At 67.6% G+C, this 24,782-nt stretch carries 25 protein-coding genes and 1 tRNA gene; 11 read left to right on the top strand and 15 right to left on the bottom strand.

Going from position 1 to position 24,782, the window contains the following annotated elements; translation table 11 throughout:
- The first annotated feature begins 153 nt into the window (after window positions 1-153).
- Both WFK98_RS12300 and WFK98_RS12295 read left to right on the top strand, forming a co-directional pair.
- Window positions 154-1,176, top strand: coding sequence for an amino acid ABC transporter substrate-binding protein (locus WFK98_RS12300; protein WP_336800411.1), 1,023 nt, complete (start codon window positions 154-156; stop codon window positions 1,174-1,176).
- On the top strand, window positions 1,157-2,830 hold the full coding sequence (locus WFK98_RS12295) for a L,D-transpeptidase family protein (RefSeq protein ID WP_336800410.1): 1,674 nt from the start codon (window positions 1,157-1,159) through the stop codon (window positions 2,828-2,830). Before WFK98_RS12300 ends, WFK98_RS12295 begins: the two co-directional genes overlap by 20 nt.
- A 66-nt stretch (window positions 2,831-2,896) precedes the next feature.
- Here the strand turns inward: WFK98_RS12295 and WFK98_RS12290 are convergent, their stop codons facing one another.
- Genes WFK98_RS12290 through WFK98_RS12275 form a run of 4 tightly spaced genes read right to left on the bottom strand, consistent with a single transcriptional unit; the run spans window position 2,897 to window position 6,421 of the window.
- Entirely contained in the window at window positions 2,897-3,748 is an 852-nt protein-coding gene (locus WFK98_RS12290) for a metal ABC transporter permease (protein WP_336800409.1), read from the bottom strand.
- Entirely contained in the window at window positions 3,745-4,605 is an 861-nt protein-coding gene (locus WFK98_RS12285; protein ID WP_336800783.1) for a metal ABC transporter permease, read from the bottom strand. Before WFK98_RS12285 ends, WFK98_RS12290 begins: the two co-directional genes overlap by 4 nt.
- Entirely contained in the window at window positions 4,602-5,495 is an 894-nt protein-coding gene (locus WFK98_RS12280) for a manganese/iron ABC transporter ATP-binding protein (protein ID WP_336800408.1), read from the bottom strand. The genes WFK98_RS12285 and WFK98_RS12280 overlap by 4 nt, the downstream gene beginning before the upstream one ends.
- Window positions 5,492-6,421 carry a metal ABC transporter substrate-binding protein gene (locus tag WFK98_RS12275; protein ID WP_336800407.1) on the bottom strand — a complete coding sequence of 310 codons (930 nt, stop codon included), beginning with the start codon at window positions 6,419-6,421 and terminating at the stop codon, window positions 5,492-5,494. Before WFK98_RS12275 ends, WFK98_RS12280 begins: the two co-directional genes overlap by 4 nt.
- A gap of 266 nt (window positions 6,422-6,687) precedes the next feature.
- Between WFK98_RS12275 and WFK98_RS12270 the strand changes: the two genes are divergently transcribed.
- On the top strand, window positions 6,688-8,172 hold the full coding sequence (locus WFK98_RS12270) for an MFS transporter (protein WP_336800406.1): 1,485 nt from the start codon (window positions 6,688-6,690) through the stop codon (window positions 8,170-8,172).
- Here the strand turns inward: WFK98_RS12270 and radC are convergent.
- Together radC and map are read right to left on the bottom strand one after the other, a co-directional pair.
- Entirely contained in the window at window positions 8,159-8,860 is a 702-nt protein-coding gene (gene radC, locus WFK98_RS12265; protein WP_266338274.1) for a RadC family protein, read from the bottom strand. The two genes, WFK98_RS12270 and radC, sit on opposite strands and share 14 nt — an antisense overlap.
- Window positions 8,857-9,690, bottom strand: a complete 834-nt coding sequence (gene map, locus WFK98_RS12260) for a type I methionyl aminopeptidase (RefSeq protein ID WP_266338273.1) — start codon at window positions 9,688-9,690, stop codon at window positions 8,857-8,859. The genes radC and map overlap by 4 nt, the downstream gene beginning before the upstream one ends.
- Before the next feature lie 325 nt (window positions 9,691-10,015).
- Here map and WFK98_RS12255 point away from each other — a divergent pair, with 325 nt between their 5' ends.
- The 3 genes from WFK98_RS12255 to WFK98_RS12245 all read left to right on the top strand — a co-directional run bounded on the left by WFK98_RS12255 (window position 10,016) and on the right by WFK98_RS12245 (window position 11,715).
- Window positions 10,016-10,774, top strand: coding sequence for a competence/damage-inducible protein A (locus WFK98_RS12255; RefSeq protein WP_266338272.1), 759 nt, complete (start codon window positions 10,016-10,018; stop codon window positions 10,772-10,774).
- 96 nt (window positions 10,775-10,870) lie between these two features.
- Window positions 10,871-11,368: a xanthine phosphoribosyltransferase gene (gene gpt, locus WFK98_RS12250; RefSeq protein WP_266338271.1), complete on the top strand. Its 498-nt coding sequence runs from the start codon at window positions 10,871-10,873 to the stop codon at window positions 11,366-11,368.
- An 11-nt stretch (window positions 11,369-11,379) separates the two neighbouring features.
- Entirely contained in the window at window positions 11,380-11,715 is a 336-nt protein-coding gene (locus WFK98_RS12245; protein WP_266338270.1) for a hypothetical protein, read from the top strand.
- A gap of 72 nt (window positions 11,716-11,787) precedes the next feature.
- Here WFK98_RS12245 and WFK98_RS12240 read toward each other — a convergent pair whose 3' ends face one another.
- Window positions 11,788-12,696, bottom strand: coding sequence for a DMT family transporter (locus tag WFK98_RS12240; RefSeq protein ID WP_336800405.1), 909 nt, complete (start codon window positions 12,694-12,696; stop codon window positions 11,788-11,790).
- A gap of 126 nt (window positions 12,697-12,822) precedes the next feature.
- Between WFK98_RS12240 and WFK98_RS12235 the strand changes: the two genes are divergently transcribed.
- Window positions 12,823-13,683, top strand: a complete 861-nt coding sequence (locus WFK98_RS12235) for a LysR substrate-binding domain-containing protein (RefSeq protein ID WP_336800404.1) — start codon at window positions 12,823-12,825, stop codon at window positions 13,681-13,683.
- Between the two features lie 93 nt (window positions 13,684-13,776).
- Here the strand turns inward: WFK98_RS12235 and WFK98_RS12230 are convergent, their stop codons facing one another.
- Window positions 13,777-14,475: a hypothetical protein gene (locus tag WFK98_RS12230; RefSeq protein WP_336800403.1), complete on the bottom strand. Its 699-nt coding sequence runs from the start codon at window positions 14,473-14,475 to the stop codon at window positions 13,777-13,779.
- A gap of 335 nt (window positions 14,476-14,810) precedes the next feature.
- Between WFK98_RS12230 and WFK98_RS12225 the strand changes: the two genes are divergently transcribed.
- Both WFK98_RS12225 and WFK98_RS12220 read left to right on the top strand, forming a co-directional pair.
- Window positions 14,811-15,785: a hypothetical protein gene (locus tag WFK98_RS12225; RefSeq protein WP_336800402.1), complete on the top strand. Its 975-nt coding sequence runs from the start codon at window positions 14,811-14,813 to the stop codon at window positions 15,783-15,785.
- A gap of 79 nt (window positions 15,786-15,864) precedes the next feature.
- Window positions 15,865-15,949: transfer RNA gene (locus WFK98_RS12220), tRNA-Leu, on the top strand.
- A gap of 33 nt (window positions 15,950-15,982) precedes the next feature.
- On the opposite strand, the gene WFK98_RS12215 is transcribed toward WFK98_RS12220, so the two are convergent.
- On the bottom strand, window positions 15,983-16,753 hold the full coding sequence (locus tag WFK98_RS12215; protein WP_336800401.1) for a DeoR/GlpR family DNA-binding transcription regulator: 771 nt from the start codon (window positions 16,751-16,753) through the stop codon (window positions 15,983-15,985).
- Between the two features lie 217 nt (window positions 16,754-16,970).
- On the opposite strand from WFK98_RS12215, the gene WFK98_RS12210 reads away from it, so the two are divergent.
- On the top strand, window positions 16,971-18,185 hold the full coding sequence (locus WFK98_RS12210) for an MFS transporter (protein ID WP_336800400.1): 1,215 nt from the start codon (window positions 16,971-16,973) through the stop codon (window positions 18,183-18,185).
- 20 nt (window positions 18,186-18,205) lie between these two features.
- Window positions 18,206-19,375 (top strand): MFS transporter, encoded by a 1,170-nt coding sequence (locus tag WFK98_RS12205; RefSeq protein ID WP_336800399.1) that lies wholly within the window; start codon window positions 18,206-18,208, stop codon window positions 19,373-19,375.
- A gap of 13 nt (window positions 19,376-19,388) precedes the next feature.
- On the opposite strand, the gene WFK98_RS12200 is transcribed toward WFK98_RS12205, so the two are convergent.
- The 6 genes from WFK98_RS12200 to WFK98_RS12175 are packed head-to-tail and all read right to left on the bottom strand — an operon-like array spanning window position 19,389 to window position 24,778.
- On the bottom strand, window positions 19,389-20,702 hold the full coding sequence (locus WFK98_RS12200; protein ID WP_336800398.1) for a hypothetical protein: 1,314 nt from the start codon (window positions 20,700-20,702) through the stop codon (window positions 19,389-19,391).
- Entirely contained in the window at window positions 20,699-21,370 is a 672-nt protein-coding gene (locus WFK98_RS12195; protein WP_336800397.1) for a hypothetical protein, read from the bottom strand. The genes WFK98_RS12200 and WFK98_RS12195 overlap by 4 nt, the downstream gene beginning before the upstream one ends.
- Entirely contained in the window at window positions 21,367-22,290 is a 924-nt protein-coding gene (locus WFK98_RS12190; protein ID WP_336800396.1) for a vWA domain-containing protein, read from the bottom strand. The genes WFK98_RS12195 and WFK98_RS12190 overlap by 4 nt, the downstream gene beginning before the upstream one ends.
- Window positions 22,287-23,312 carry a VWA domain-containing protein gene (locus tag WFK98_RS12185; protein ID WP_266338259.1) on the bottom strand — a complete coding sequence of 342 codons (1,026 nt, stop codon included), beginning with the start codon at window positions 23,310-23,312 and terminating at the stop codon, window positions 22,287-22,289. Before WFK98_RS12185 ends, WFK98_RS12190 begins: the two co-directional genes overlap by 4 nt.
- A gap of 3 nt (window positions 23,313-23,315) precedes the next feature.
- The gene (locus WFK98_RS12180) at window positions 23,316-23,789 is read right to left on the bottom strand and encodes a DUF4381 domain-containing protein (RefSeq protein WP_266338258.1); all 474 of its coding nucleotides are present in this window, start codon (window positions 23,787-23,789) and stop codon (window positions 23,316-23,318) included.
- Complete coding sequence (locus WFK98_RS12175; RefSeq protein WP_336800395.1) at window positions 23,786-24,778, bottom strand: DUF58 domain-containing protein; 993 nt, start codon at window positions 24,776-24,778, stop codon at window positions 23,786-23,788. Before WFK98_RS12175 ends, WFK98_RS12180 begins: the two co-directional genes overlap by 4 nt.
- Between the last annotated feature and the right edge of the window lie 4 nt (window positions 24,779-24,782).

Here is a 24,782-nt window from a genome sequence, read left to right as displayed (position 1 = left end):
CCTTCGAAGAACATCACATGGCCGGGCTCGTCCCGGCCATGCCCGTTTCGAGGGTTCCGTCGCAGCGCGGCCGACATCTTGGGTTGTGGCCTTGTTGGCGGCGCGCGCCGATGTATCATGCCGGTACTGCCGTCGTGATATCGGGGCCCATCGATGAAGCTGAAATCCCTTTCCGCTCGCCTTTCGGCGTGCGCCACGGCGCTGAGCCTGTTGCTCGCCGCCGGCTCCGCCACCCATGCGGCGGCGGGGACGCTGGAGACCGTCAAGACGCGCGGCACGCTCGTCTGTGGCGTCAGCGAGGGGCTCGGCGGCTTTTCCGAGAAGGACGAGCAGGGGGCCTGGCGCGGCTTCGACGTCGATTTCTGCAAGGCGGTCGCACTCGCGATCTTCGCCGATGCCGGCAAGGTCGACTATGTGCCGCTGTCGGCGACCGACCGCTTCAAGGCGCTGACGGATGGCAAGGTCGACCTTCTCTCCCGCAACAGCACCTGGACGCTTTCGCGCGATGCCGGGCAGTCGCTGGAATTCGTCGGCGTCAGCTATTTCGACGGCCAGGGTTTCATGGTGCCGGCGCTCTATGGCGCGACCAGCCCGCTGCAATTGAACGGCGCCACCGTCTGCGTTGTCAGCGGAACCACGACGCAGGACAACGCCGCCGCCTATTTCGAACGGGCAGGCCTCAAGGTGTCGTTCCTGCCCTTCGCCGAGCGGCAGGACGCCCGCAAGGCCTATGCCGACGGCAAGTGCGACGCCTATACCGCCGATCGTTCGGCGCTCGCCGGCGAGCGAGCGGACCTGCCGAAGCCGGACGAGCACGTCATCCTCAAGGACGTCATCTCGAAGGAGCCGCTTGGCCCGGTGGTGCGCGACGACGATCCGAAATGGGTCAATCTCGTGCGCTGGGTGCTGTTCGGCCTGATCGACGCGGAGGAGGTCGGGCTGAGCTCTACCTCCATCGCCGCCGACAAGGCGCAGCAGGCCGCCCTGCTCGGTGCCTTGAGCGGGCCGCCGCTCGGATTGTCGGATGCCTGGCTCACCCAGGTGATCGGCGGCGTCGGCAATATCGGCGAGATCTTCGACCGCAATCTCGGCGAAGACACGCCGATGCAACTCTCCCGTGGTATCAACGCCCTCTGGACGCAAGGCGGAATCCTCTATGCGCCGCCCATTCAATAACGCCCCGATCCGTCGTTTCGCCCTCCGGCTCTGCGCGGGAGCTTTTCTCGCGCTCGCGCCGATGTTGCCAAGCGTTCCGGCGGCCGAGGCCGCCAGCGTCGAGGAGATGCAGCGGAACCTCGCCGTCATCCGCATCAACGCCATCGACCTGCTGGCGCGTGAGCCAAGGCTGCCCTTGCCGATCCAGCAGCGCCGCGACGTGCTGCGCGCCTATTACGAGGAGCAGGCGGGCGAGCTTCTCTGGCTGCGCGATGACCGGGCCGAGGCGCTGGTCGCGATCCTGAACGACGCCGGCGCGGACGGCCTGCGGCCGGACGACTATCCGACCGACCAGCTTCTCTCGCTGATGCAGCGCGCCGATCCCGAGGATTTCCGCGGCCTTGCGCTGATCGAGCTCTATTTTTCCGCTGCCTTTCTGGAATATAGCGCCGATCTCTCCGTCGGCCGCTTCCTGCCCAGCAAGGTCGATCCCAACTTCTTCCTGAAGACGCGCACCTTCGACCAGGCGGCGGCGCTGCAGGCGATATCGAGGGTCGACGACCTCGACGAGTATTTCGACGTCGCCCAGCCGCCGAGCAGCTATTACGCGTCGCTTCGGGGCGCGCTGGCGCAATATCGCGAGCTTCAGGCCGAGGGTGGATGGGAGCCGGTTCCTCTTGGCCCGACGCTGAAGCCGGGCATGACCGACCCGCGCGTTGGCGCTCTTCGCGAGCGGCTCGCGGTCACAGACGGCGCCGATCCGGCCGCGGCTGGAAATGCCGAGCTCTATGACGCGGAGCTGGTAAAGGCGGTCGAGCGCTTCCAGGCGCGCCACGGCCTCGATGTCGACGGTGTCGTCGGGCCGGCGGCGCTGGTCGCGATGAACGTGCCGATCGAGGACCGCATTCAGGAAATCGAGCTGGCGATGGAGCGCTGGCGCTGGATGCCGCGCGATCTCGGCCAGCAATATCTGATGGTCAACATCGCCGGCTTCGAGCTGCGCCGGGTCAGGGACGGCCAGGCCGAGGAGCGCATGTCGGTCGTCGTCGGCAAGCCCTATAGCCGCACGCCGGTGTTCAGCGACCAGGTCCGCTATATCGAGCTCAACCCCTACTGGACGGTCCCGGCCGGCATCGCCGTCAAGGAGCAACTCGGCAAGCTGCGCTCCAACCCCGCCAGTCTCGCCTCGCAGGGGTTCCAGGCCGTGCGCGGCAAGGACGTCTATGACCTCACCTCGATCAACTGGTCGAGCTACGGGCCGGGCAATTTCCCGTTCCAGCTGCGCCAGCAGCCGGGACCGAAGAACGCGCTCGGCCGGGTCAAGTTCATGTTCCCGAACCAGCATGACGTCTATCTGCACGATACGCCCTCGCGCAGCGCGTTCTCGAAGGCCGAGCGCGCCTTCAGCCATGGCTGCATCCGGCTGAGCCGGCCGCTTGAACTTGCCCTTCAGGTGCTGACGGCCGGCGGCATTTCCGGCTGGAACATGGACCGGATCAACAAGGTCGTGGCGACGGAGAAGAATACCGTCGTCAAGCTCGCCACGCCGCTGCCGATCCACTTGACCTATCTCACCGCCTGGGTCGACGACGACGGCGTCAATTTCCGCAAGGACATCTACAACCAGGACGCCAAGCTGCTGGCTGCCCTCGACGGCAAGGCGCTGGCCTGGTGAGGATGAGCCTCGGCTGAACCGTGACGGTTGGCGCCTTTGATGCGCTGAGCAACCCATCTCGATTGCCTATGAAAGACCGGCTTCCTCCGTCTCCATGCGCGCCGCCCGCCGCTTGGAGACGATGAACGCGGCGATGAAGATCATCGTCAGCAGCAGCACGATGGTCGGCGCCGGGGCGCTGTCGAGGAAGAAGCTCAGATAGACGCCGGCCAGCGAGGCGAGGACGGCGATCGTCGCCGCCAGCCAGAGCATCGCGCCGAAGCGCTTGGTCAGCAGGAAGGCGATGGCGCCGGGCGAAACCAGCATCGCGATGGCGAGGATGATGCCGACCGCCTTCAGCGCGCCGACGATGGCAAGCGACAGGATCGCCAGCAGCCCGTAGTGTAGCCAGTTGACCGGCAGGCCGACGACCTTCGCCTGGATTGGGTCGAAGGCGTGCAGCAGCAGGTCGCGCCATTTGATGGCGAGCAGGCCGGTGATGACGAGCGCGATGATCCCCGTCTCGGCGATGTCGCGGCCCCCCACGCCCAGCATGTCGCCGAACAGGATGTGGTCGAGGTGAACGTCGGTCTCGATCTTGGTGTAGAGCACGATGCCGAGGCCGAACATGCCGGAAAAGACGATGCCCATCACCGTATCCTGCTTGATGCGGCTGTTTGCCTTGAGATAGCCGCTCGCGAGCGCGCAGCCCATGCCGGCGACGAATGCGCCGATGGCGAGGGGCGCGCCGACGATATAGGCGATGACGACGCCCGGCAGCACGGCATGCGAGATCGCGTCGCCCATCAGCGACCAGCCCTTGAGCACCAGGTAGCAGGAGAGCAGGGCGGTCGGCACGGCGACCAGCGCCGAGATGACGAGCGCGTTGCGCATGAACTCGAACTGCAGCGGTTGCAGCAGCGTTTCCAGCAGAGTCATGCGGCTGTCTCCAGCGCTTCGGCGGCGCGCCGGCGGGCGGCGAGCAGCCCGTGCTTCGGGGCGAACACGAAAGCGGCGAGGAAGATCAGTGTCTGCAGCACGACGATGATGCCGCCGGTGGCGCCGTCGAGGTAATAGCTCGCATAGGCGCCGGTGAAGCTGGTTAGCGCGCCGACAGCGACGCTGATCGCGAGCAGGCGCGGGAAGCGGTCGGTGAGCAGATAGGCGGTGGCGCCCGGCGTCACCACCATGGCGATGACGAGGAAGGCGCCGACCGTCTGCAGCGCCGCCACCGTGCAGGCCGAGAGCAGGGTGAAGAACAGGATCTTCAGGAAGGTCGGATTGAGGCCGATCGAGCGGGCGTGGCTCTCGTCGAAGAAGGTGACCATCAGGTCCTTCCATTTCGCCAGGAGGATGGCGAGCGACAGGAAGCCGATGATGGCGAGCTGCAGCGTATCCTCCGGCGTGATGGCCAGGATGTTGCCGAGCACGATCGTCTGGATGTTCACCGCGGTCGGCGACAGCGACACCATGAAGAGGCCGAGACCGAAGAAGCCGGTGAAGATCAGGCCGATGATCGCGTCTTCCTTCAGCCGCGTGCGCTGGTTCAGGAACAGCATCGCGGCGGCGGCGAGCCCGCCGGAGAAGAAGGCGCCGATGGAGAACGGCAGGCCGAGCATGTAGGCGCCGGCGACGCCGGGCACGATCGAATGGGAGAGGGCGTCGCCGATCAGCGACCAGCCCTTCAGCATCAGATAGGCGGAGAGGAAGGCGCAGACGCCGCCGACGAGCGCGCTGACCCACATCGCATTGACCATGTAGCCATAGGCGAAGGGCTCGAGGAGGATCGCCATCAGGGGCGCGCCTCCGCGCTTTCGGCGCTCGCGGCCGGCGGATCCGGCAACAGCAGCGGGCTCTCGTCGTCGGAGAGGATGCTGATCGGTCCGCTGCCGACCGTCGCCGGATCGAGCGCCACATGGCGCAGGACGCCGCCGAAAGTCCGCTCCAGATTGGCCTTCGTGAAAGTCTCCCGCGTCGGGCCATGCGCGAGCACGGTGCGGTTGAGCAAGACGGCGCGATCGCAGAATTCCGGCACGCTGCCGAGATTGTGGGTCGAGACCAGCATCACCCGGCCCTCGTCGCGGAGGCCGCGCAGGAGCTCGATAATCGCGGCCTCCGTCTGCACATCGACGCCGGTGAAGGGCTCGTCGAGCAGGATGACGCGGCCATCCTGCGCCAGCGCGCGGGCGAGGAAGACGCGCTTCTTCTGGCCGCCGGACAATTCGCCGATCTGGCGCTTGCGCATCGCGCTCATGCCGACCCGCTCCAGCGCCTCGTCGACGGCTGCGCGGTCGCGGGCCGTCGCGATGCGCAGGAAGTTCATGTGGCCATAGCGGCCCATCATCACGACGTCCTCGACCAGCACGGGGAAGTTCCAGTCGACATCCTCGCTCTGCGGCACATAGGCGACGAGGTTCTGCTTCAGCGCCTGTTCGACCGGCTGGCCGAGCAGGCGGATCGTGCCGCGCGAGACGCGGACGAAGCCCATGATCGCCTTGAACAGGGTCGACTTGCCGCTGCCATTGACGCCGACCAGCGCCGTGATGGTGCCGGTCGGGATTTCGAAGCTGGCGTTCCGCAGGGCCGTGTGGCCATTGCGATAGGTCACGGTGGCGTCGGCAACCGTGATGCCGGCCCCCGGATCGGCGAGGGGAGGCAAAGGAGAGGGCGCGACGCGGGCGTTCACTGCGCGGCTTCCTTCTGCGCGATCCCCTTGGCGATTGTCTCCGAGGTGACGCGCAGCAGGTCGAGATAGGTCGGTACCGGGCCGTCCACCTCGGAGAGGCTGTCGACATAGAGCACGCCGCCATAGGCAGCCCCCGTTTCCCGCGCCACCTGCTCGGCGGGGCTTGCGGAAATGGTGCTTTCGCTAAAGACGGCCGGGATGTTGTTGGCCCGCACCGCGTCGATCACCTTGCGAACCTGCTGCGGCGTACCCTGCTGGTCGGCATTGATCGGCCAGAGATACAGCTCCTTCAGGCCGAAATCGCGGGCGAGATAGGAGAAGGCGCCCTCGCTGGAGACCAGCCAGCGCTTCTCGTCGGGAATGGCGGCGAGCGCCTCGCGGATCGGCGCGGCGGTGGCGCGGATCTTCGCCTTGTAGGCTTCCGCGTTCGCCTTGTAGGTCTCGGCATGGGCCGGATCCTGCGCGACGAAGGCGTCGCGGATGTTGTCGACATAGATGAGTGCCGCGTCGGGCGACATCCAGGCGTGCGGGTTGGGCTTGCCGGAATAGGGGCCTTCGGCAATGCCGATCGGCGCGACGCCTGCCGAGACGGTCGCCTGCGGGACGCCGTCCAGATTGGCGAAGAACTTCTCGAACCAGAGTTCCAGCCCGAGGCCGTTCCAGAGGATCAACTGCGCGTCCTGCGCTTTCACGATGTCGCGCGGGGTCGGCTGGTAGTTGTGGATCTCGGCGCCAGGCTTGGTGATCGATTCCACGATCGCGGCGTCGCCGGCGACGTTCTGCGCCATGTCGGCCAGGATGGTGAAGGTCGTGACCGCCTTGAACTTCGCCCCTGCCTCGCCGGCGAGCGCCGTCGTCGACATCGTTGTGGCGAACAGCATAGCCGAGAGCGCGGCGAGGAATCGTCGGCGCGGGCGGTCGATCATGTGGGGCACCTCCATGCAATTGCGACCTACTCGCAACAAGCTGGCATGGCTTGTTCGCAATTGCAACTCATTCGCAGGAATGAGGACGAAGCGGATCGTGGGAGTTGTCCGGGATCGGGTGGGACACGGGGGGCGTGAGGGCGTGCGCGCCGCGCGGTGGGCGCGCACGGTGTGCTCCTAACCCTGTACAACTATTGCGAATCTACGCTGCAGCGAACAAAGGTGGGGAGCTTGCCGTTCGCCGGGCGGTCGATGAAGGATCGGATATGCAGCAGACATCACACCAACAGGCGATGCTCGTCATGCTGGATCGCGCGCCGATGGGATGGGCGCATTATTGGATCTTCCTGCTGTCGACCGGTGGCACCATGCTGGGCGGCGTCTCGGTCTTCACCCTCGGCGTCGCCCTGCCGCTCCTCGTCAAGAGCTTCGCCCTCAATGCCGCCATGCAGGGCCTGCTCGGCGCGGCGCTGCTTGCCGGCGCAGTACCGGGGGCGGCGATCGGTGGTCCGCTCGCCGACCGCTTCGGCCGCAAGCCGCTGATGCTCGTCGATACTGTGGTGATGATCGCCGGCGCGCTGATCGCCGTTTTCGCCGGCGACCCCGGCATGCTGACCCTCGGGCTCTTCGTGTTCGGCGTCGGCGTCGGCATCGATTATCCGGTGTCGAGCAGCTACGTGGCCGAATGGATGCCTGCCGCAGCGCGCAGCCGCGTCATGGTCGCCGCCATCACCTTCCAGGCGGTCGGCTTCATGCTGGCGGCGGCGCTGACGGCGGCGATCCTCACGGTCGTCGATGCGGACGATGCCTGGCGCGGATTCATGGCGACGTTCGTCGCCCTGCCGCTGCTTTTCCTCATCGGCCGCCTCTTCATGCGGGAAAGCCCGCGCTGGCTGATGGGGCAGGGACGCAACCGCGCCGCGGCGGACGCGATCGGGGCGGTGATTACAGCCGATCGGGCCAAGCTCGCGGCGCTCGGCGACGGAGCGGCCGGCGCCGTGCACATCGTCGCCAAGGCACCGGACGAGGTGAGGAAGCGCGGCATCGCGGCGCTGTTCGGCTCCGCCTATCGGCGTCGGACCGCGCTCGCCTGCGTGCCGTGGTTCCTGATGGACATCGCCTCCTACGGCATCGGCCTGTTCACGCCGATGCTGCTGGCGGACCTGCATTTCGGCGCCTCGCGCAGCAACATCGTCTTGGCCGATTTCTCCGAGATCGGCGGCACCTCGCTGATCGACATCTTCCTGGTGATCGGCTTTCTCGCTGCCTTCTGGGTGGTGCCGCGCTTCGGTCACCTGCGTCCGCAGGTCGCCGGCTTCCTCGGCATGACCGCCGGCATGCTGATCCTGGTCGCCGCGCTCTGGTGGAGCGGGCCGGCCCATCCGGCCGTCGCCGCCATCTTCGCCGGCTTCATCCTGTTCAACCTCGCCATGAATGCCGGGCCGCATTCGACCACCTTCGCGCTGCCGGCCGAGCTCTTCCCGACGCAGCTGCGCGGCGCGGGCTCCGGCCTCGCCTCCGCCTCGGCCAAGGTCGGCGCGGCGCTCGGCGCCTTCTTCCTGCCGGTGATCAAGGCGGAGTTCGGCCTGTCGGCGGTGCTGGTCCTGGTGGCGGTGGTCAGCCTCGGCGGCGCGCTGATCACGGCGCTGCTGGTCGAGGAACTCGGCGGGGCGGCGAGCCTCGAGGATCGGCATGGCGAACCGATCGCGGCGAAGCCGGCAAGCGCTGCGGCTTCCGTCAGATCAGCTTGAGCCCGCGGAAGCTGGCATGCCCCTGCCGGCCGACGATGATGTGATCATGCACGGCGATGCCGAGCGGGCCGGCGATGCTGACGATCGTCTTCGTCATCTCGATATCGGCGCGCGAGGGCGTCGGGTCGCCGGAAGGATGGTTATGCGCCAGCACGATGGCGGTGGCCGACAGTTCCAGCGCCCGCTTCACCACCTCGCGCGGATAGACCGGTGTGTGGTCGACGGTGCCGACCTGCTGCACCTCGTCGGCGATCAGCACGTTCTTGCGGTCGAGGAAGAGGATGCGGAACTGCTCCTTTTCCTCATACGCCATGGCGGCGCGGCAATAGTCGACCACCGCGCTCCAGGAGCCGAGCAGGGGCCGCTGGCGCACGGCGCCCCTGGCGTAGCGGGTGGCGGCGGCGTGCACGAGCTTCAGATGGGTGGCGACCGACGGGCCGACGCCGGCGATCTCGGTGAGCCGCGCCTCGGGCGCCGCCAGCACGTCGGAAAACGTGCCGAAGCGGGCGAGCAGCGCCTTGGCGATCGGCTTGGTGTCGCGGCGCGGCACGGCCTGGAACAGGATCAGTTCCAGAAGCTCGTAGTCGGCGATCGCTTCCGCCCCGCTCTCGCGGAACCGCGTCTTCAGCCGTTCGCGATGCCCCACGAAATGGGGCGCATTCTCGAGGTTCTCGTCGAACCCGCTCATGCCCCTGTCGGGTAGGGCGGGCAGGTATAGCCGCGCGGCGACAGGGTGAAGATCTCGCAGCCGGTGTCGGTGACGCCGACCGTGTGCTCGAACTGCGCCGAGAGCGAGCGGTCGCGGGTGACCGCGGTCCAGCCGTCGCGCAGCACCTTCACATGCGGCCGGCCGAGATTGATCATCGGCTCGATGGTGAAGATCATGCCCGGGCGCAGCTCGACGCCTTCGCCGGGATTGCCGTAGTGCAGGATGTTGGGGGTGTCGTGGAACACCTTGCCGACGCCATGGCCGCAGAAATCGCGCACGACGCTGCAGCGCTCGGCTTCGGCATAGGACTGGATCGCATAGCCGATGTCGCCGGTGGTGGCGCCGGGCCGCACGGCGGCGATGCCGCGCATCAGCGATTCATAGGTGACCTCGACCAGCCGGGCCGCGGCGCGCTTGACGTCGCCGACGAGATACATCCGGCTGGAATCGCCATACCAGCCGTCGAGGATATAGGTGACGTCGACATTGACGATGTCGCCGTCCTTGAGCGGCTTGTCGTCGGGAATGCCGTGGCAGACGACGTGGTTGATCGAGGTGCAGGTCGACTTGGTGTAGCCGCGATAGCCGAGCGTCGCCGGCAGCGCGCCATGGTCGGCGCCGAATTCGTAGACGTAGCGGTCGATCTCGTCGGTCGGCACGCCCGGCTTGACGATGTCGGCCAGGCCGTCGAGGCAGGCAGCCGCCAGCTGGCCGGCGCGCTGCATGGCGGCAAAGGCCTCCGGACCATACAGCCGGATCTGTCCGGTGTTCTTTACCGGGGCCGCGTCTGCGTCGACATAGGTGACCATCTGGGTACTCCGTGTCCCGCTAGCACAGCATTCCGCGGCGGCGGGGACAAGCCTGATCGTGAAGGATTGCCCCCGATCTGGCGTATCGGGCGCCGAGTTACAAGTAGTTTTGCGCGGTGGCGGCGGGCGCGATGCCGCGCCATGGGTCGATTGCCGGGCCGCTCGGCCATGCATGCCGCCAGGAATGAGCGAGGAATGCGCCGGGGGCCGCGATTGCGGCGCTTCGCAATGCAGCGTTTTCCGGGCCGCATCGGCGCTCGCATTCTGCTCCCTTGAGCGGCCGGCGCGGGAAGGCTAAACCCATGGGGGACCGATGGAGTAGTGAATGGCTGAACCCGCCACGGAAGCCGCGCCTGTCGTCACCGCAGCGATCCTCGTCATCGGCGACGAGATCCTCTCGGGGCGCACCAAGGACAAGAACATCGGCTATATTGCCGAATATTGCACCAATATCGGCATCGACATCCGCGAAGTCAGGATCGTGCCGGACGTCGAGGGCGAGATCGTCGCCGCGGTGAACGCGCTGCGCGCCCGCTATGACCACGTCTTCTCGACCGGCGGCATCGGGCCGACGCATGACGATATCACGGCCGATTCGATGGCGAAGGCCTTCGGCGTCGGCATCGACCATGATCCGCGCGCCGTCGCCATCCTGACCGACCACTACGCGGCCGGCCAGCTGAACGAGGCGCGGATGCGCATGGCGCGGATCCCGGACGGCGCCGACCTGATCCTGAACAAGGTCTCGAAGGCGCCGGGCTTCACCCTCGGCAATGTGCATGTGATGGCCGGCGTGCCCTCGATCATGCAGGCGATGTTCGACGAGGTCGCCGCCAAGATCCCGACCGGCGCCAAGATGCTGTCGCGCACCGTGCCCGTCGGCATGGGCGAGGGCCGCATCGCCAAGCAACTCGGCGAGATCCAGCTCGAATATCCCGACGTCTCGATCGGCAGCTATCCGAAGATGCTCGATGGTTCGTTCGCGACGGACATCGTGCTGCGTTCGCGCGACGAGGGCCGGCTCGACCAGGCCGCCCGCGCCGTCGAGGCGATGGTGGCAGCCATGATGCAGGCGAATGGCTGACATGCCGGCGATTTCTGTGGATCGACATTTGGCCCGATTGCATGGCAAGGAGCCGCATTCCACAGCTTCCGCTTCTTTCACGCGCAGGAGACAATGATGGTCGACGCTCGCAGCGACAAGGCGTTCCCCGTATCCTGGGACCAGTTTCACCGGGACGCGCGCGCCCTGACGTGGCGCCTTTCCGGCGATCAGAAGTGGCAGGCGATCGTCTGCGTGACGCGCGGTGGCCTTGTGCCGGCGGCGATCGTGGCGCGTGAACTCGGCATCCGCATGATCGAGACGATCTGCGTCGCCTCCTATCACAACTACAAGGACCAGGGTTCGCTCAAGGTCCTGAAGCCCGTCAGCCAGGAGATCATCGATCTCGGCGGCGGCGAGGGCGCCGGCGTCCTCGTCATCGACGATCTCGTCGATACCGGCCGCACCGCCCGCCTGGTGCGCGAGATGCTGCCGAAGGCGCATTACGCGACGCTCTATTCGAAGCCGATGGGCCGCCCCATCGTCGACACCTTCATCACCGAAGTGTCACAGGATACGTGGATTTATTTCCCCTGGGACATGGGTCTCACCTTCCAACCGCCGATCGCCGGCTAGGAGATACAAAGATGGCCGATCCGAACCAGCCCGCCGACGACGAAGATTTCGAGGCCTTTGCCGAGGAATATGAAGAGCATCGGGACGCGCTCTACGACCTGATCTCGGACTATGCCGACGACCAGCAGCTCGATGACGGCCTGCTCGCCGCCATGGTGCTCGATCTCGCCGTGTCGCTGCGCATGATCGCCTATGCGAACAGCGTCGAGAAGCCGTCCGTGAGTGGCCTCAAGATGGAACTCGACCGCTTCAACAAGGACGCGGAAGAGCATTCCCGTTCTGCCAAGCAGGACGCCGAGGACTTCATCGCTCAGGTCAAGGCCCAGCGCGAGGAAGACGAGGGCTGAAAAGCCCCGGCTTCGTGAGTTCTGAATGCGGCGGTTCCGGGTTCGGAGCCGCCGCTTTCTTTTTGACCGGGCTTAGCCGCGCGTCACCATGGCGATGCCGATGGCGATCGGCACGATGCCGAGGCAATCGATCAGGCCGACCGGCTCGCGGAACAGCAGCCAGCCGAAGGCGAGGCCGAGCGGCGGCATCAGGAAATGCAGCGTCGACGCCTCGGTCGCGGTCTTCGTCTGCAGCAGGCGGAACCAGAGTAGATAGCCGCCGATCGAGGCCGCGATCACCAGATAGCTCCAGCCACCGATCAGCGCCGGCGTCATGCGGATATCGGCGATGCTCTCCGTCGCCAGCGCCACGGGAAGGAGCAGGATCCCGGCCGATAGCGACTGGATCGCCGTGCCGGTCCAGAGGTCGCCATCCGGCTTCAGCTTCTTGAACAGGATGGTGCCGGCGACCAGCGCGACGAGCCCGCCCAGCACCAGCAGCGTGCCGTGCCAGTCCTCCGCGCCGCCCGCGAGCCGCGAGCGCAGCACGATGGCGACGCCGATCATGCCGAGCAGCAGCCCGCCGAGCTTCAGAGGCGACAGTCGCTCGCCCAGAACCGGGCTGGCGACGAGCGCTGTCAGAAGCGGATTGGCGCTGATCAGCACCGCCGTGAAGGCGGAGGAGACGGTGCGCATGCCGGCATAGCTGAGGCCGAGATAGAGAGCGCTGTTGAGGGCGCCAAGCACGGCCCAGCTCCAGATCGCGCGCCGGTCCGGCCATTCGAGGCGACCCGCCAGCGCGGCCAGCCCGAGCAGGATCGCGCCGGCGGCGAGGAAGCGGCTCGCCAGCAGCAGGAGCGGCGGGCAATCCGGCAGGGCGAACTTCGCCGCCGCGAAGGCCGAGCTCCAGATCAGGCAGAAGAGCGCGATAAGCCCGAGGTCGGCGCGGCTGTTGCCGGGCGCCTTGCGCTGGGTTGTGGTGGGTATGGCTCGGTCCGTCATGTCGATAGCCTGCTTGAGAAAGTGCCGGCCTCAGCCGGTGACGAAGCCATAAGCGTTTCGCGTGGTATTTGGAAATTCGATGTTTTGATGCTACTCATTCGATAAATCGATAGCGCAGGTGTCGCCATGTTCGATCTCGATCTCCTGAAGACCTTCGTCTCGGTCGTCGACGCCGGCGGCTTCACCCGCGCCGGCGAGCGCGTGCATCGCACCCAGTCGACGATCAGCCAGCAGATCCGCAAGCTCGAGGATCTGGCGGGAACGCCGCTTTTGATCCGCGAGGGCAGGGGCGTCGCGCTGACGGCGGAGGGCGAGCGGCTCGTCGGCTATGCGCGCAGAATCCTGGCGCTGTCGCAGGAGGCGCGCAGCGTCGTCGGCGCCGCGCAGGCGGCGGAGCATGTCCGTCTCGGTCTGACGGAGGATTTCGCCGTCGCCGAACTGACCAGCCTGGTGGCGCAATTCGCGAAGCTTCGGCCGGAATGCCGGCTCGACGTCCGCTGCGACCTCTCGGTCGAGCTAGAACGGGGGCTGGAGCGCGGCGATCTCGACCTCGTGCTGATGAAGCGCGACGCCGGCGGCGGTCCGGCCGAGGGCATCTGGCCGGAGAAGCTGGTCTGGGTCGGCGCCGCCGATGTCGATTGGCGGCGCGTCGATCCGGTGCCGCTGATCGCGTTTCCGCAGGGCTGCCGCTATCGCGACCGCGCTGTGCATGCACTGGAAGCATCCGGCCGGCGCTGGCGCGTCGCCTATGAGAGCGCCAGCCTGATCGGCATCGAGGCGGCGATCGCGGGCGGCCTTGGCGTTGCGCTGATCGAGGCGCGGGCCGTCCGCCCGTCCTATGCGGTGCTGGTGGGCGACGGGTTCGTTCCCGTGCCGCCCACCGAACTGGCCCTCAAGGTCGCGCCGGGCGCGCGCCGGCCGGTCCGGGACCTGGCCGACCTCGTCCTTGCCTATTGCGAGCAGGAAGGCCTCGCGCGCGCCGCGTGAGTTTCTTCCTGGTCTGAGTTCAAGTCTGACCCTCACCCCACCTTCTCCCGCTTGCGGAGGGGGCGGGTGAGGGTCTTGCTTGAAGTGGCGTTCCTAGACGGCGAGAGCGCCGGCCTCAGCCTTCAGCGTCAGGCCGATCGCCTTGCCATGGCCGTCGATGGCGCTGAAGACGTCCGAACCGTCGACGCTTTCCTTCTTCCATGAGGCGATGGCGCCGGCGCGGATATGCAGGTGCATGTCGGGCTGCATGGCGTTCAGGAAGCCATGGCTGAACGAGACGCTGGTGAGCGTGCCGGACCAGCGATGCACGACGCCGTTCTTGACCGCCTGCAGCGTCACCGGCTCGGCCGCCGCTTCCGCCGCCTTCAGGGGGCCGTCGGCCGGTTCGTCACCTGGGTCCGGACGCGCGGCCGGCGGCGCGGCGTCGAGCGGAAGGCGCTCGATGCCCTCCAGCGCGGCGTCGAAGCGCTCCAGCCCGTCCAGCGCCGTCAGCTTGGCGATGGCCTTGCCGTCGGTGTCCAGGATTTCCAGGAACGGCAGGACGTTCTTCATCACCATCTGGTCGGCGACGATGCTGCCGATCTTCGAGAGGTCGAGGCGCGTCTCGCGCGCGGGGCCGCGCAGAACGGCGAATCCGTCCTCCAACTCCACGCTGTCGATGGCGCCGAGGCCTTCCAGCAGCGCGCCGTCGGCGCGCACGCCGAGGATCAGATTACCGATGGCGGGAACGCGGCTCAGAACGGCGAACGGTTCCGGCGCCAGCGCCTGGCGATGGGAAACGGGATCGGTCATGGGAGCACCCTCTATGGCTCGTCTTGCAAGGCTTTCGGTCAAGGCTTGGGCGAGCCGTCGTGGTGCCACGAATCCCCCGCTGCGGTTTAGCAGCGCGCGGGTGCCGATTTGAAGGCCTATTTGGGCGGGCAATGGCGCAAGCCGGAGCGGCACGGAACGCCGCCTCGCGCCATGCGGGTTCGCCGGCAGCATCGGAAGCCCCTATGCATTGGGGGATAGAATGCATCGCCGACTGTCGATAGACTATTTCCAAGTATTGGATTTCGTCTAGCGTAATTCCGTATCTGTCCCGGAATTATTTCAAATATAGAATCTTTTCGATAGAGAGCCCGCAGATGGAAGAGCTGTTTTCCGGCCGTTCTTACGGGGTGTCGGCGGATATCCGGGCCGACGGGCCTGTGGTCGTCTGTTTCGACCCCTGGATCAACAAGCCGGATCCGGACCGGGCGCCGTTCGGCCTGCGCTATTTCTCGACCAACAACATCAACGTCCTCTCGGTGAAGTCGCACGGCAATCACTGGTACCAGCACGAGGAGATGGACGAGGTCGTCGACCGGATCAACCAGCGCCTCTCGGGTCGGGACCGGGTCGGCTATGGCTCGAGCATGGGCGGCTACGCCGCGGTCAATTTCTCCGAGCGGCTGTCGCTGTCGCGCGTCCTGCTCTTCTCGCCGCAATATTCGCCCGACCTCAAGCGGGTGCCGTGGGAGAACCGCTGGCAGGAGCAGGAGAGCCTTGCCTGCCGCTATGACGTCGTGTCGGAGATCGCGCCGGTGCCGGGCTATCTCTTCTTCGATCCGCACAACCGCAACGACCAGCGCCATGTCGACCTGATCACGCAGCGCCATCCGCTGACGACGATCAAGATGCCGTTCGCGGGACACCATGTGCTGGACTGGTTCGGCCAGAACCGGACGATCAGCCAGTTGATCAAGTCGCTCGTGTTCGACCCGACGCGCGAGCGCGACGCCATCCGCACGCGCAGGCTGGACCGGGCCCGGATTGCGACCTACTGGCTCAATCTTTCCGCCCACTACGCCGCCAGGGGGCGGTCGGAGAAGGCGATGCAGGCGGCGCAGCGGGGCACGGAGTGCGACCGCGGCGACGTGATCCTCGCCCGCCATACCTATGCCAGCTGCCTCTATGCCGACGGGCAGGTGGAAGTGGCGAAACGGATCTGGCGCGCCGCGCTCGACAATCCCGAGGAGGCGGGCCGCCAGCATTTCCTGCTTCGCCAGTCGATCGTCGACCAGGGCTGGCCGGAATTGCGCGCCGCTCTGCTCGACGTCGAGGTCGCGGCGCCGGGCTAGGCCCGATTTGCACAGCGGCGCGCGACGTCGCGCGATGGGGCTATCCACGGTGCCGTCGAGATGGCAGAAAGCCCGCATTGCGGGCGTGGCGAAACTGGTAGACGCAAGCGACTTAAAATCGCTCGACTTCGGTCATGCGGGTTCGATCCCCGCCGCCCGCACCATCCGGATCCAGCCGTTGGTTCCTGCAGGCTGGCTCAGTCCGTGGTTTCGGCGACCTGATGCACGATCGTGCCGGTTTCTCCCACGGCGCGGACGTCGGCGGGCGAGGCGCTCGCTTCCAGCACCAGCTGGTTCACGTCGCTTATCTCGCAGACGCGGAAGGGCGCGACCGTCCCCAGTTTTTCGTTGGTGGCTGCCAGGATGACCTGACGGCTCTGGCGGATCATGGCGCGCTTGATTTCCGCTTCGTCCCAGTCAAAGGCGGTTACGCCGCCGAGCGGGGACAGGCCGCAGCTGCCCAGGATCAACAGGTCGGCGAAAACTTGCTGCACGTCCCTGAGCGTCTGCGCGCCGAGACAGGCGCCTTTGTCCGGATCGAAGACGCCGCCGAGCAGGACGCGCGTGCAATTGGTGTGTGATTCCAAGGCCATGACTATCGCGGGCGAATTGGTCACGACCGTGAATTTCCGGTCTATCGGCAGGGCGCGCGCGATTGCGACATTGGTCGAGCCCGCATCGATGAAGATCGTCTGCGCCGTGCCTACCAGACCGGCCGCGACCTCGCCGAGCCGGGCCTTCGCGTCGCGTCCTTCCCGCAGCCGCGCCGCCAGCGGGCCGCCATCGGGGGCCGGCGCCAGCGCGCCGCCATAGACGCGCCGGCACTCTCCGGCCTTCGCTAGTTCGCGCAGGTCACGGCGAATGGTGTCCTCCGACACGCCGAACCTGCCCGCCAGATCGGCTGCGAGGACACGGCCCTTGTCCGCAAGTTCCTGCCGAATTTGCTCGTGCCGCTCGTCGGTGAACATCACTGCCTGCCTTGTTTATGCGCATTATTGCGTATTGTTGTACATTCTGCAATGCTGAGGCCTCGCCGGTTCAGGAACGTGCGTCGCTGTTCATTCCGGCGCGAATCCGGCCCCGCAGTGAACAACCGAAGACAGGTCGAATGCACGTTCATTCCGAATTCCCGATCCGACTTGTCGACGCTTTCATCGAACTGGCTGTCTGGTCCGGGGCATTGTCGTGACCCTCACCGTTTCCCGGCGCCATTCGCCGATCTACGAGCTTTTGTCGTCGCCGCTCTATCGTGGCGCGGCGCTCGCCATGTTCCTTTCCGGTCTCGGAACGTCGGCGGCGGCGCCGCAGATCGTCCTGTTCCTCGTCCGGGAACTCGGTACGTCCCTGCCGGTAGCCGGGCTCTACTATCTGACCAGCCTGACGGCGCCCGTCGCCGGCTATCTCATCGGCAGCTATTCGGACCGGACCGGCGGCCGCCTCGGTCTTTTCCGCCTCTGCGCGATCGCCGGCTTCGCGGGCTGGGCGGGTTTCGCCTTGGCGACCGAGGCATGGATGCCGTTCGCGATCGGAGCGATCGTTCTGGCTTTCTCGGGCGCTGCGGCGTCGCAACTCTTCGCTGCCGTCCACGACGAATTGGTCCGCGCGCCGTCACGCAGCGGCGACGACGTCGTCGCGATCATCCGCATGGCGCTGACAGCCGGCTGGGTGATCGGGCCGGCGCTTGGCGCCTGGCTTGCCGCCGAGGCGGGCCTCCGTGCGCTGTTCTGGGGAACCGCGATCTGCTTCCTGGCCCAGATCGTCCCGCTCGGAACGCTGCGCGCGAGCGGAGTGGGGCGGGGCGCTGAAGCCGATTCGGGTCGCTCCTCCGCTCGAGCGAGCCTCCAGTCGATGTGGCCCCTGTTGGCGTTCACCGCGCTTTTCGTCCTCGTCTATGCGGGCGAGGCGATCAAGTTCGGTTTCCTGCTGCTCTATATGGAGGAGCAACTGAAGCTCGAACCGGCGCTTCGCGGCGCGATCATCGGCATCCAGCCCCTGATCGAGCTTGTCATCATGCCGTTCAGCGTTGCGCTAAGCCGACGGTTCGGCCCGCTCCATCTGATGAGCTTCGCCGCCGCCCTCTGCGTCGGCGCCAATCTCTGTTTCGCGGGTTGGCCTTCGGCGACCGGCATGTTTGTCGGCCAGATCCTGATGGGTGGCGTGTGGGGCCTGTTCGCCGTTCTCGGCATCCTGGTCGCGCAGCGCCTGCTGCCGGACGCCGTCGCGACCGCTTCCGCCATCTTCATGAGCTCCAGCGCGCTCAGCTCCGCCCTTGGCGGCGTCGCGGGCGGCCTGGGAGTGGCCGCGTTCGGCCTCCCGAATGTCTTCTTCATCCCCGCCGGCCTGGCGCTCCTGGCGGTGGCCGGGCTCGCCGCCATGGCGAGCCGGTATCCCGTTCGCTAGCCCCACGAAAGCTCATCCCGATGACATCGCTTGCTTCAACGCCCGCCCAGACCCATCCGCTTTCCGGCCGAACGGAACAGATCGCCACACGGGCCGTATTCCTCGTTGCCGGTCTTGCTCTCGCATCCTGGGCGCCGCTGGTGCCCTTCGCCAAGGCGCGCCTCGGCGTCGACGACGCGGCGCTCGGACTGCTCCTGCTTTGCCTCGGGCTTGGATCGATCGTGGCCATGCCGATCACCGGCGTCCTCGCCAGCCGCTTCGGCTGCCGCTCCGTGCTGGTAATTTCGGCCATCGTCTTCGCCCTCGTCATGCCCTGGCTCGTGCTGGCGAATTCGATGATCGCGCTGGCGATCGTTCTCATCCTGTTCGGGGCCAGCGTCGGAACCTTCGACGTGGCGATGAACATCCAGGCGGTGATGGTCGAAAAAGACAGCGGCCGCCACATGATGTCGGGCTTTCATGGCCTCTTCAGTGTCGGCGGAATGTCGGGTGCGGGCGGGGTCAGCCTGCTTCTCGGCATGGGCCTCACCCCGCTGATGGTCACCTTGCTGGTCAGCGCCTTGCTGGTGGTGCTTGTGGTCACGGCCTATGCGGGACTGCTGCCCTATGGCAACCGGGAGGCCGAGGGAACGCCGCTCTTCGTCATGCCGCGCGGCATCGTCATCTTCATCGGCGTCCTCTGTTTCATCGTCTTCCTGGCGGAAGGCGCAGTCCTCGACTGGAGCGCGCTCTTCCTGATCTCGACCCAGGCCGTCGACCCGAGCCATGCGGGCCTCGGCTACACGATGTTCGCCGTCGCGATGACGTTCGGCCGGCTTACCGGCGACCACATCGTCCGGACGTTCGGGGCGACGCGGGTGATGGTCATCGGCGGTCTGCTCAGCGCGGCCGGGTTCCTGATCGCGGTGTTCGCGCCGACTTCGTCGATCGCGCTTGCAGGCTTCCTGCTCGTCGGCCTTGGCGCCTCCAACATCGTGCCGGTGCTGTTCACGGCCGCCGGCCGGCAGACGCGCATGCCGCCGAGCCTGGCGGTCGCCGCGATCACGACGCTCGGCTATGCCGGCATCCTGATCGGGCCGGCCGCCATCGGTTTCGTCGCCCAGCATCTCAGCATCGGCGCCGGCTTCGTGCTGATCGCGGTCGGGCTGCTGGTCGTCGGCATCGCTGGGCCGGCCGTCTACCGCCGCTGACGGCGGAGGCGGTTCAGCCCATCTTCCGGGCCGGGTTGAGCGGCGGCAGGGGCGCGGCCGCCGGCCGCGCCGGACGGGCGAGGCAATCGCGCCGGTAGTGGCGGAGCCGGGCCAGAAGCTCGTGCGCCATGGCGCGCGACCAGCGGGGCTTGCCTTGGTCCGCATCCATGGAGAAGAGCGCGGCTTCGAGCGGCCGAGCTTCCGGCGGCGCCGGCCAGGTGGCGGGAAGGCGGGCGCGCCAGGTCGCGAGCGCCGCGTAGATCGCCTCCGCATCGTCCTGGCCACAGGCGCGGATCACCCCCTTGAAGGCGGTCGCTTCCGAGTTCGCCCGCTGTGCGCGGCGCTCGGCGGCGCGCCGGCGCCAGCCTGGTCCGAACGCGGCCAGCGCCAATCCCGCCAGCACGACCAGCGTGGCGATGGCGGCGCCCGTTTCTGGCCGGATGGCGGGTTTCGAGGCTTCGGGTCCGCCGGTCGCAGCCGGCGCCGGGCCCGGCGAGACCGTGACGGTCGCGGCCTTGCCGGAAGCCGTCTCCGCCTGCTTGCCGGCGAGGTTCCACCAGGGTTGCTTCACGGCTGGCAGCGCGAAGCTACCCGCCTTTTCGAACACATAGGTGGCGCGGTCGATCCGCTTGCCGGTGATGGTGCCGCGGTCGCTCCGGTCAAGATTCTGGGGCGTATCGACATAGACGCGGACTCCTTCCGGCGCGTCGAAGGAGAGGTCGCGCATCGCCAGCGCCGGAATGTCGGTCGCTGTGCGGGTGATGGTGCGGACGAGCGCGTCGCCGGCGTGGAGCGGCTTTGCGGGCTCGGGGTTCCAGCTCTGCTCGAGCGTCAGCTTCTCCGTTGCGACGACAACGCCTTTGGCGTCGATGCCTTTCGGCACCTGGATCGTCTCCTGCACTGCCTCGCCGCTGGCGCTGCCGATGACGTTGCCGGCGCGATCGAGCAGCGTCACGCGGGCGGGCGGGATCGAAAGGGCGCCGCCGCGTCGAGGAAAGACGGCGAATTCGAAGCGCTGGCCATTCAGCCTGGCGCCATCGACGGTGTCGCTGATCGTCGTGGCCTGGCTCTCGAACCGCATCACCTGGGCGCCAGGCATGTCCGGGATGGAGACGCGCGGCGGATGTGGCATGTCGCCTGGAAAGAGCACGTCGACATAGAGCGCGATGTGCTGGCCGACGACGGCGCCTTCCTTCGGATCGAGCGTGGTGCGGACGACAGGGGCGGCGGCGGGAGCCACGGCCGTCGTGCTTGCGGAAGGCGGCTCCTGCGCCCGCGCCGTCGCGGAGGCGAGCAGGAGAGCGAAGGCGAGGATGGCGCGTCTCATGGCTTCGGCTCGGCCGGCTTTGCCTGAGGCTGCGCGGACGCCACCTGAAGCTGATAGGCGAAACGGGCGCGCAGGAAATCTGCCGGCTTGGTTTGCACCCGCTTCAGCCAGAGTGCGCGCACCTCGGCGTCGCTCATCGGCGTGTCGTCGACCTGCGTGTCCTGGCCGTTCTGGCTCTTGGCGTCCTTGTCGTAGACGATCTCGTCGGCGCCTTCCTCCTGGTCGCCGAGATCGCCGCCCGGGCTCTTCATCATCTCGGCGCGCATCTGCGCCAGCATGCGGTTGGCGGTGGCGTCGTCCCAGCCCGCCTTCAGTTCGAGGGCGCGATCATAGCGGCCGACGGCCGTCTCATATTGCCCGAGCATCACCAGCGCATTGCCCTGATCATAGGCCGCTTCGGCCGTGTCGATGCCGCCGAAGACCTGCGCGGCCGTCTTGAAATCTCCGGCGCGCATCAGCGCCGCGCCGCGCCACATCGGATCGTGAAAGCTCGCGGCAGCGTCCGCATAGCGGCCGCGCTCGAACAGCAGACGGCCGCGCTGGTCCGGAGAGGCCCAGAGCTCGCGCCAGCCGAATTGCGCCGCACCGAGCGCCAGCGTCAGGATAGCGGCGCCGAGCACGATCAGGCCGTATTTTCCGAAGCGTGGCGGGGAGGCTGATGTCGTCATGCCAGCACCCATCCGCGCCGGAACCAGAGCAGGACGATGAACACGATCAGCGGCACCAGCCAATAGCCGGCCTCCTCCCAGCGCGCGCCTTCGCCATTGCCGAGCGCAGGCGCCGCGCCGGCGGCGAGCCGGCGGGTGATCGCGGCGACGTCGGTGTCGTCGAGGCTGGTGGGGATCAGGCTGGCGCCGAGGGTTTTGGCGGCGTCTGCGAGGCCGGCATCCGCCGCGATGTTCGGCGCCGTCAGGCCGAGGATCGTCACCGGCACGGCCGGTTTCGCCAGCGCGCCGACCTGGTCGGGCGCGACCGCGTCGGCGAGGACGAGGATCGAGCCGCCGAGCCTGGCCTCGCCGAGCACGGCATCCGCCTGCGCGACGGCGTCGGCGAGCGCGTCGCCTTCGCGCGGCATGATCTCGGGCGAGAGCGCCTTGGCCATCGTCAGCACGACATCGCCGTCGACAGTCGGCGGCAGGACCAGATGTGCAGTGCCGGAATAGGCGATCAGGCCCGTCGGCGCGCCGGCCCGGCTTTTCAGGATGTCGTCGAGCTTCTGGCGGGCGCGGTCGAGCCGGGTCGGCGCGAGGTCGGTCGCCAGCATGGTCGGCGAGACCTTGAGCAGGATCATCGCGGGGCGCGCGGCGGCGGCGAAGGGCGAGGGCACCTCGCGCCAGGTCGGCCCTGCCAGCGCGACTATGCCGAGGATCCAGCCCAGAAGCGCGACATCGCCGGGCCGGACGCGCCGCCTTGTCTCGCCGCCGGTGACGAGATGCTTGAGCAGTGCCGGGTCGATCACCTTCTGCCAGCGATTGGTGCTGTCGGCCGAGCGGCGCTCGGCCCACCAGAGCAGCAGCGCCGGCAGGAGCAGCAGCAGCCACCAGGGGCGGATGAAATGGAACCCGGCAAGGACGGAGGCGAGCGTCATGTTCTCACCGCCTCCGCCCGTGCTTCGGAAGTGGCCGACGCCGTCGCGCGGCGATGCGGCCAGCGGATGAGCAGCAGCGCCTGCCCGAGCATGGAGAGGATCGCCAGAGCGCCGAGCGGGATCCAGTACAGCTCCGTCTTCGGCCGGAAGGTGACGGTGTCGACCTTGCGCGTCTCGATCTGGTCGAGCTTGTCGTAGATCGTCGCGAGCTGCTCGCGATCCATGGCGCGGTAATAGCCGCCGCCGGTCGCGCTGGCGACGTCCTTCAGCGCCGCTTCATCCAGCTTGTCCTCGCCGGCGGCGGCCGGGTCGCCGACCGCGATGGTGTGGATGACGATGCCGTTGTCGGCGGCGATGCGGGCCGCCTGGTCGGTCGGCACGCTGCTCGCCGTGTCGTTGCCGTCGGTCAGCGCGATCATCGTTTTCGCGGGCACGGTCGACTTGGCGAACAGGTTGATGCCGAGGCCGATGGCATCGCCGAAAGCGGTGCGCGGCCCGGCCATGCCGACCTGCATCTCGCCCACCAGCCGCTCGGAGAGCGAGAGATCGGTGGTGAACGGGACAAGCGTGAACGGCGCATCGCCGAACACGACGACGCCGACGCGGTCACCCTCGCGTCGCTTCAGGAAATCCGTCAGCACCTGCTTCACGGCAGCCAGCCGGCTGACCGTGGCGCCGCTGGCATCGGTGAAATCCTTGGTGTCCATTGAGCCAGAGAGATCGACCAGCAGCAGAAGGTCGCGCGCAGGCTTGTCGAAATGCAGCGGCGGCTCGATCCATTGTGGCCGCATCAGCGCCGCGACGGCAAGGAGCCAGCAGCCCGTGAGCAGCAGGCTCCGGATCAGGCCGCGATGGCCGACGACCGAGCCGCCCTCGGGCTTTGCGCCCGTCAGCGTCACCAGCCGCGTGAAGAACGGCACGCGGAGCGCCGGCCGGCGCTGGCGATGGCGCGGCAGCAGGAAATAGACCACGAGCGGCAACGGCAGCAGAACCGCGAACCAGGGATAGGCGAAGCTGGGCATGGCTCACCAACCGGCCGCGCGATGGCGGCGGATCCAGTCGCGCGCCGCCCGTCGGATGTCGCTGTCGTCGCCAGGGGCCGGAGCGCCGAGCGCGACCCTCGGCAGCGATTGGGCCGGGCCGGTCTCGAAAGCCCGCATCCGCCCGGTCTGGTCGAGGAAGCGCAGCCAGGCGACGCCCGTGAGCGCCGCGACCTCGCTTCGCGGAAAGGCGACGAGCGCGGTCCGCTTCAGGATCGACGACAGCCGCTGCGCGCCGGCGGCGTCGAGCGGTTCGGGCAGGGCCGCCAGCTCGCGCAGCGCCTGCCGGCGATAGGCGTCGTGACGGCGGCGCACGACCTGCCGGGCGGCGAGCAGGACGAGGCCGGCGAGGACGGCGGCGGCGAGGATCCACCAGCCGGGCGCCGGCGGCCAGAACGGGACTGGCGCCGGCAGCACGATGTCACGCAGATTGGAGAGATCGGAGGGATTGCCGCTCATGATGACGCCCGCGCTCCGGAAGTCTCGCGCGAATGGGCGAGGCGCTGGCCGAGCAGGTCGCGGAATTGCGCCGAGACGTCCCTTCCGGTTTCGATCGGCAGCACCGGGATCGTGCGCTGCCGTGAAAAGCCCTCGAGGCTGGCGCGCCGCTCGCTGAAGCCGCTGGCAAAGCGGTGGCGCAGCGAAACGGCGGCGCTATCTACCTCGATCTGGTTGTCGCCCTCGCCGACGATGACGCGGCCGAGTGGCGGCAGATCCGCCTCGATCGGATCCGAGACGAAGATGGCGAGGACGTCGTTATGCGCGGTGATGCGGGTGACGAGCTTCGTTGTCTCCGCGTCCGCGCCATAGGCGTCCGAGATGACGCAGACGAGGCAATCGTGATGGACCAGCCGCGAGGCGCGCCGCAGCGCCTCGTTGAAGAGGCCGGGATCGGCGGCGCGGCTGTCGGTCGCTTTCAGCGCCGCGTTCTGGCGCGCCACTTCATGCAGGATCGGCAGCACGCCCCTGTCGCGTGCTTCCGGCTGGATCTCCGTGATCCGGTCCTCGGAAAAGACGATGGCGCCGATGCGGTCGCCGAGCGAGGTGACGCGCCAGGCCGAGAGGGCGGCGGATTCGGCCGCGGCGACCGATTTCATCATCAGCCTGCTGCCGAAGAACATCGACAGGCGCTGGTCGACGAGCAGCAGCACGCTGCGGTCGCGCTCCTCGGTGTGGACGCGGACATGCGGGCTGCCGAGACGGGCGGTCGCCGCCCAGTCGATCGTGCGGGTGTCGTCGCCCTCGTAGTAGTGGCGCAGTTCCTCAAAATCGAGGCCGCGCCCGCGCAGGCGCGAGGCGTGGCGGCCGGTCAGAAGGCTGTGCACAGGCTGGCGCGGCAGGAAGCTGAAGCCCTTGGCGCTGGTCTTCAGGCGCAGCAGTTCGTCCAGCGTGACATAGGCCCGCGCCGGACCCGATGGCTCCTCCGCCGTCCTTGTCCGCGATGCCATGCCG

The organism is Kaistia sp. MMO-174 (genome assembly GCF_037147815.1).
Classification (GTDB): Bacteria; Pseudomonadota; Alphaproteobacteria; order Rhizobiales; family Kaistiaceae; genus Kaistia; species Kaistia nematophila.
The sequence above is the reverse complement of the archived record's forward strand: the minus strand, read 5'-3'. Positions and strand labels throughout refer to the sequence as shown.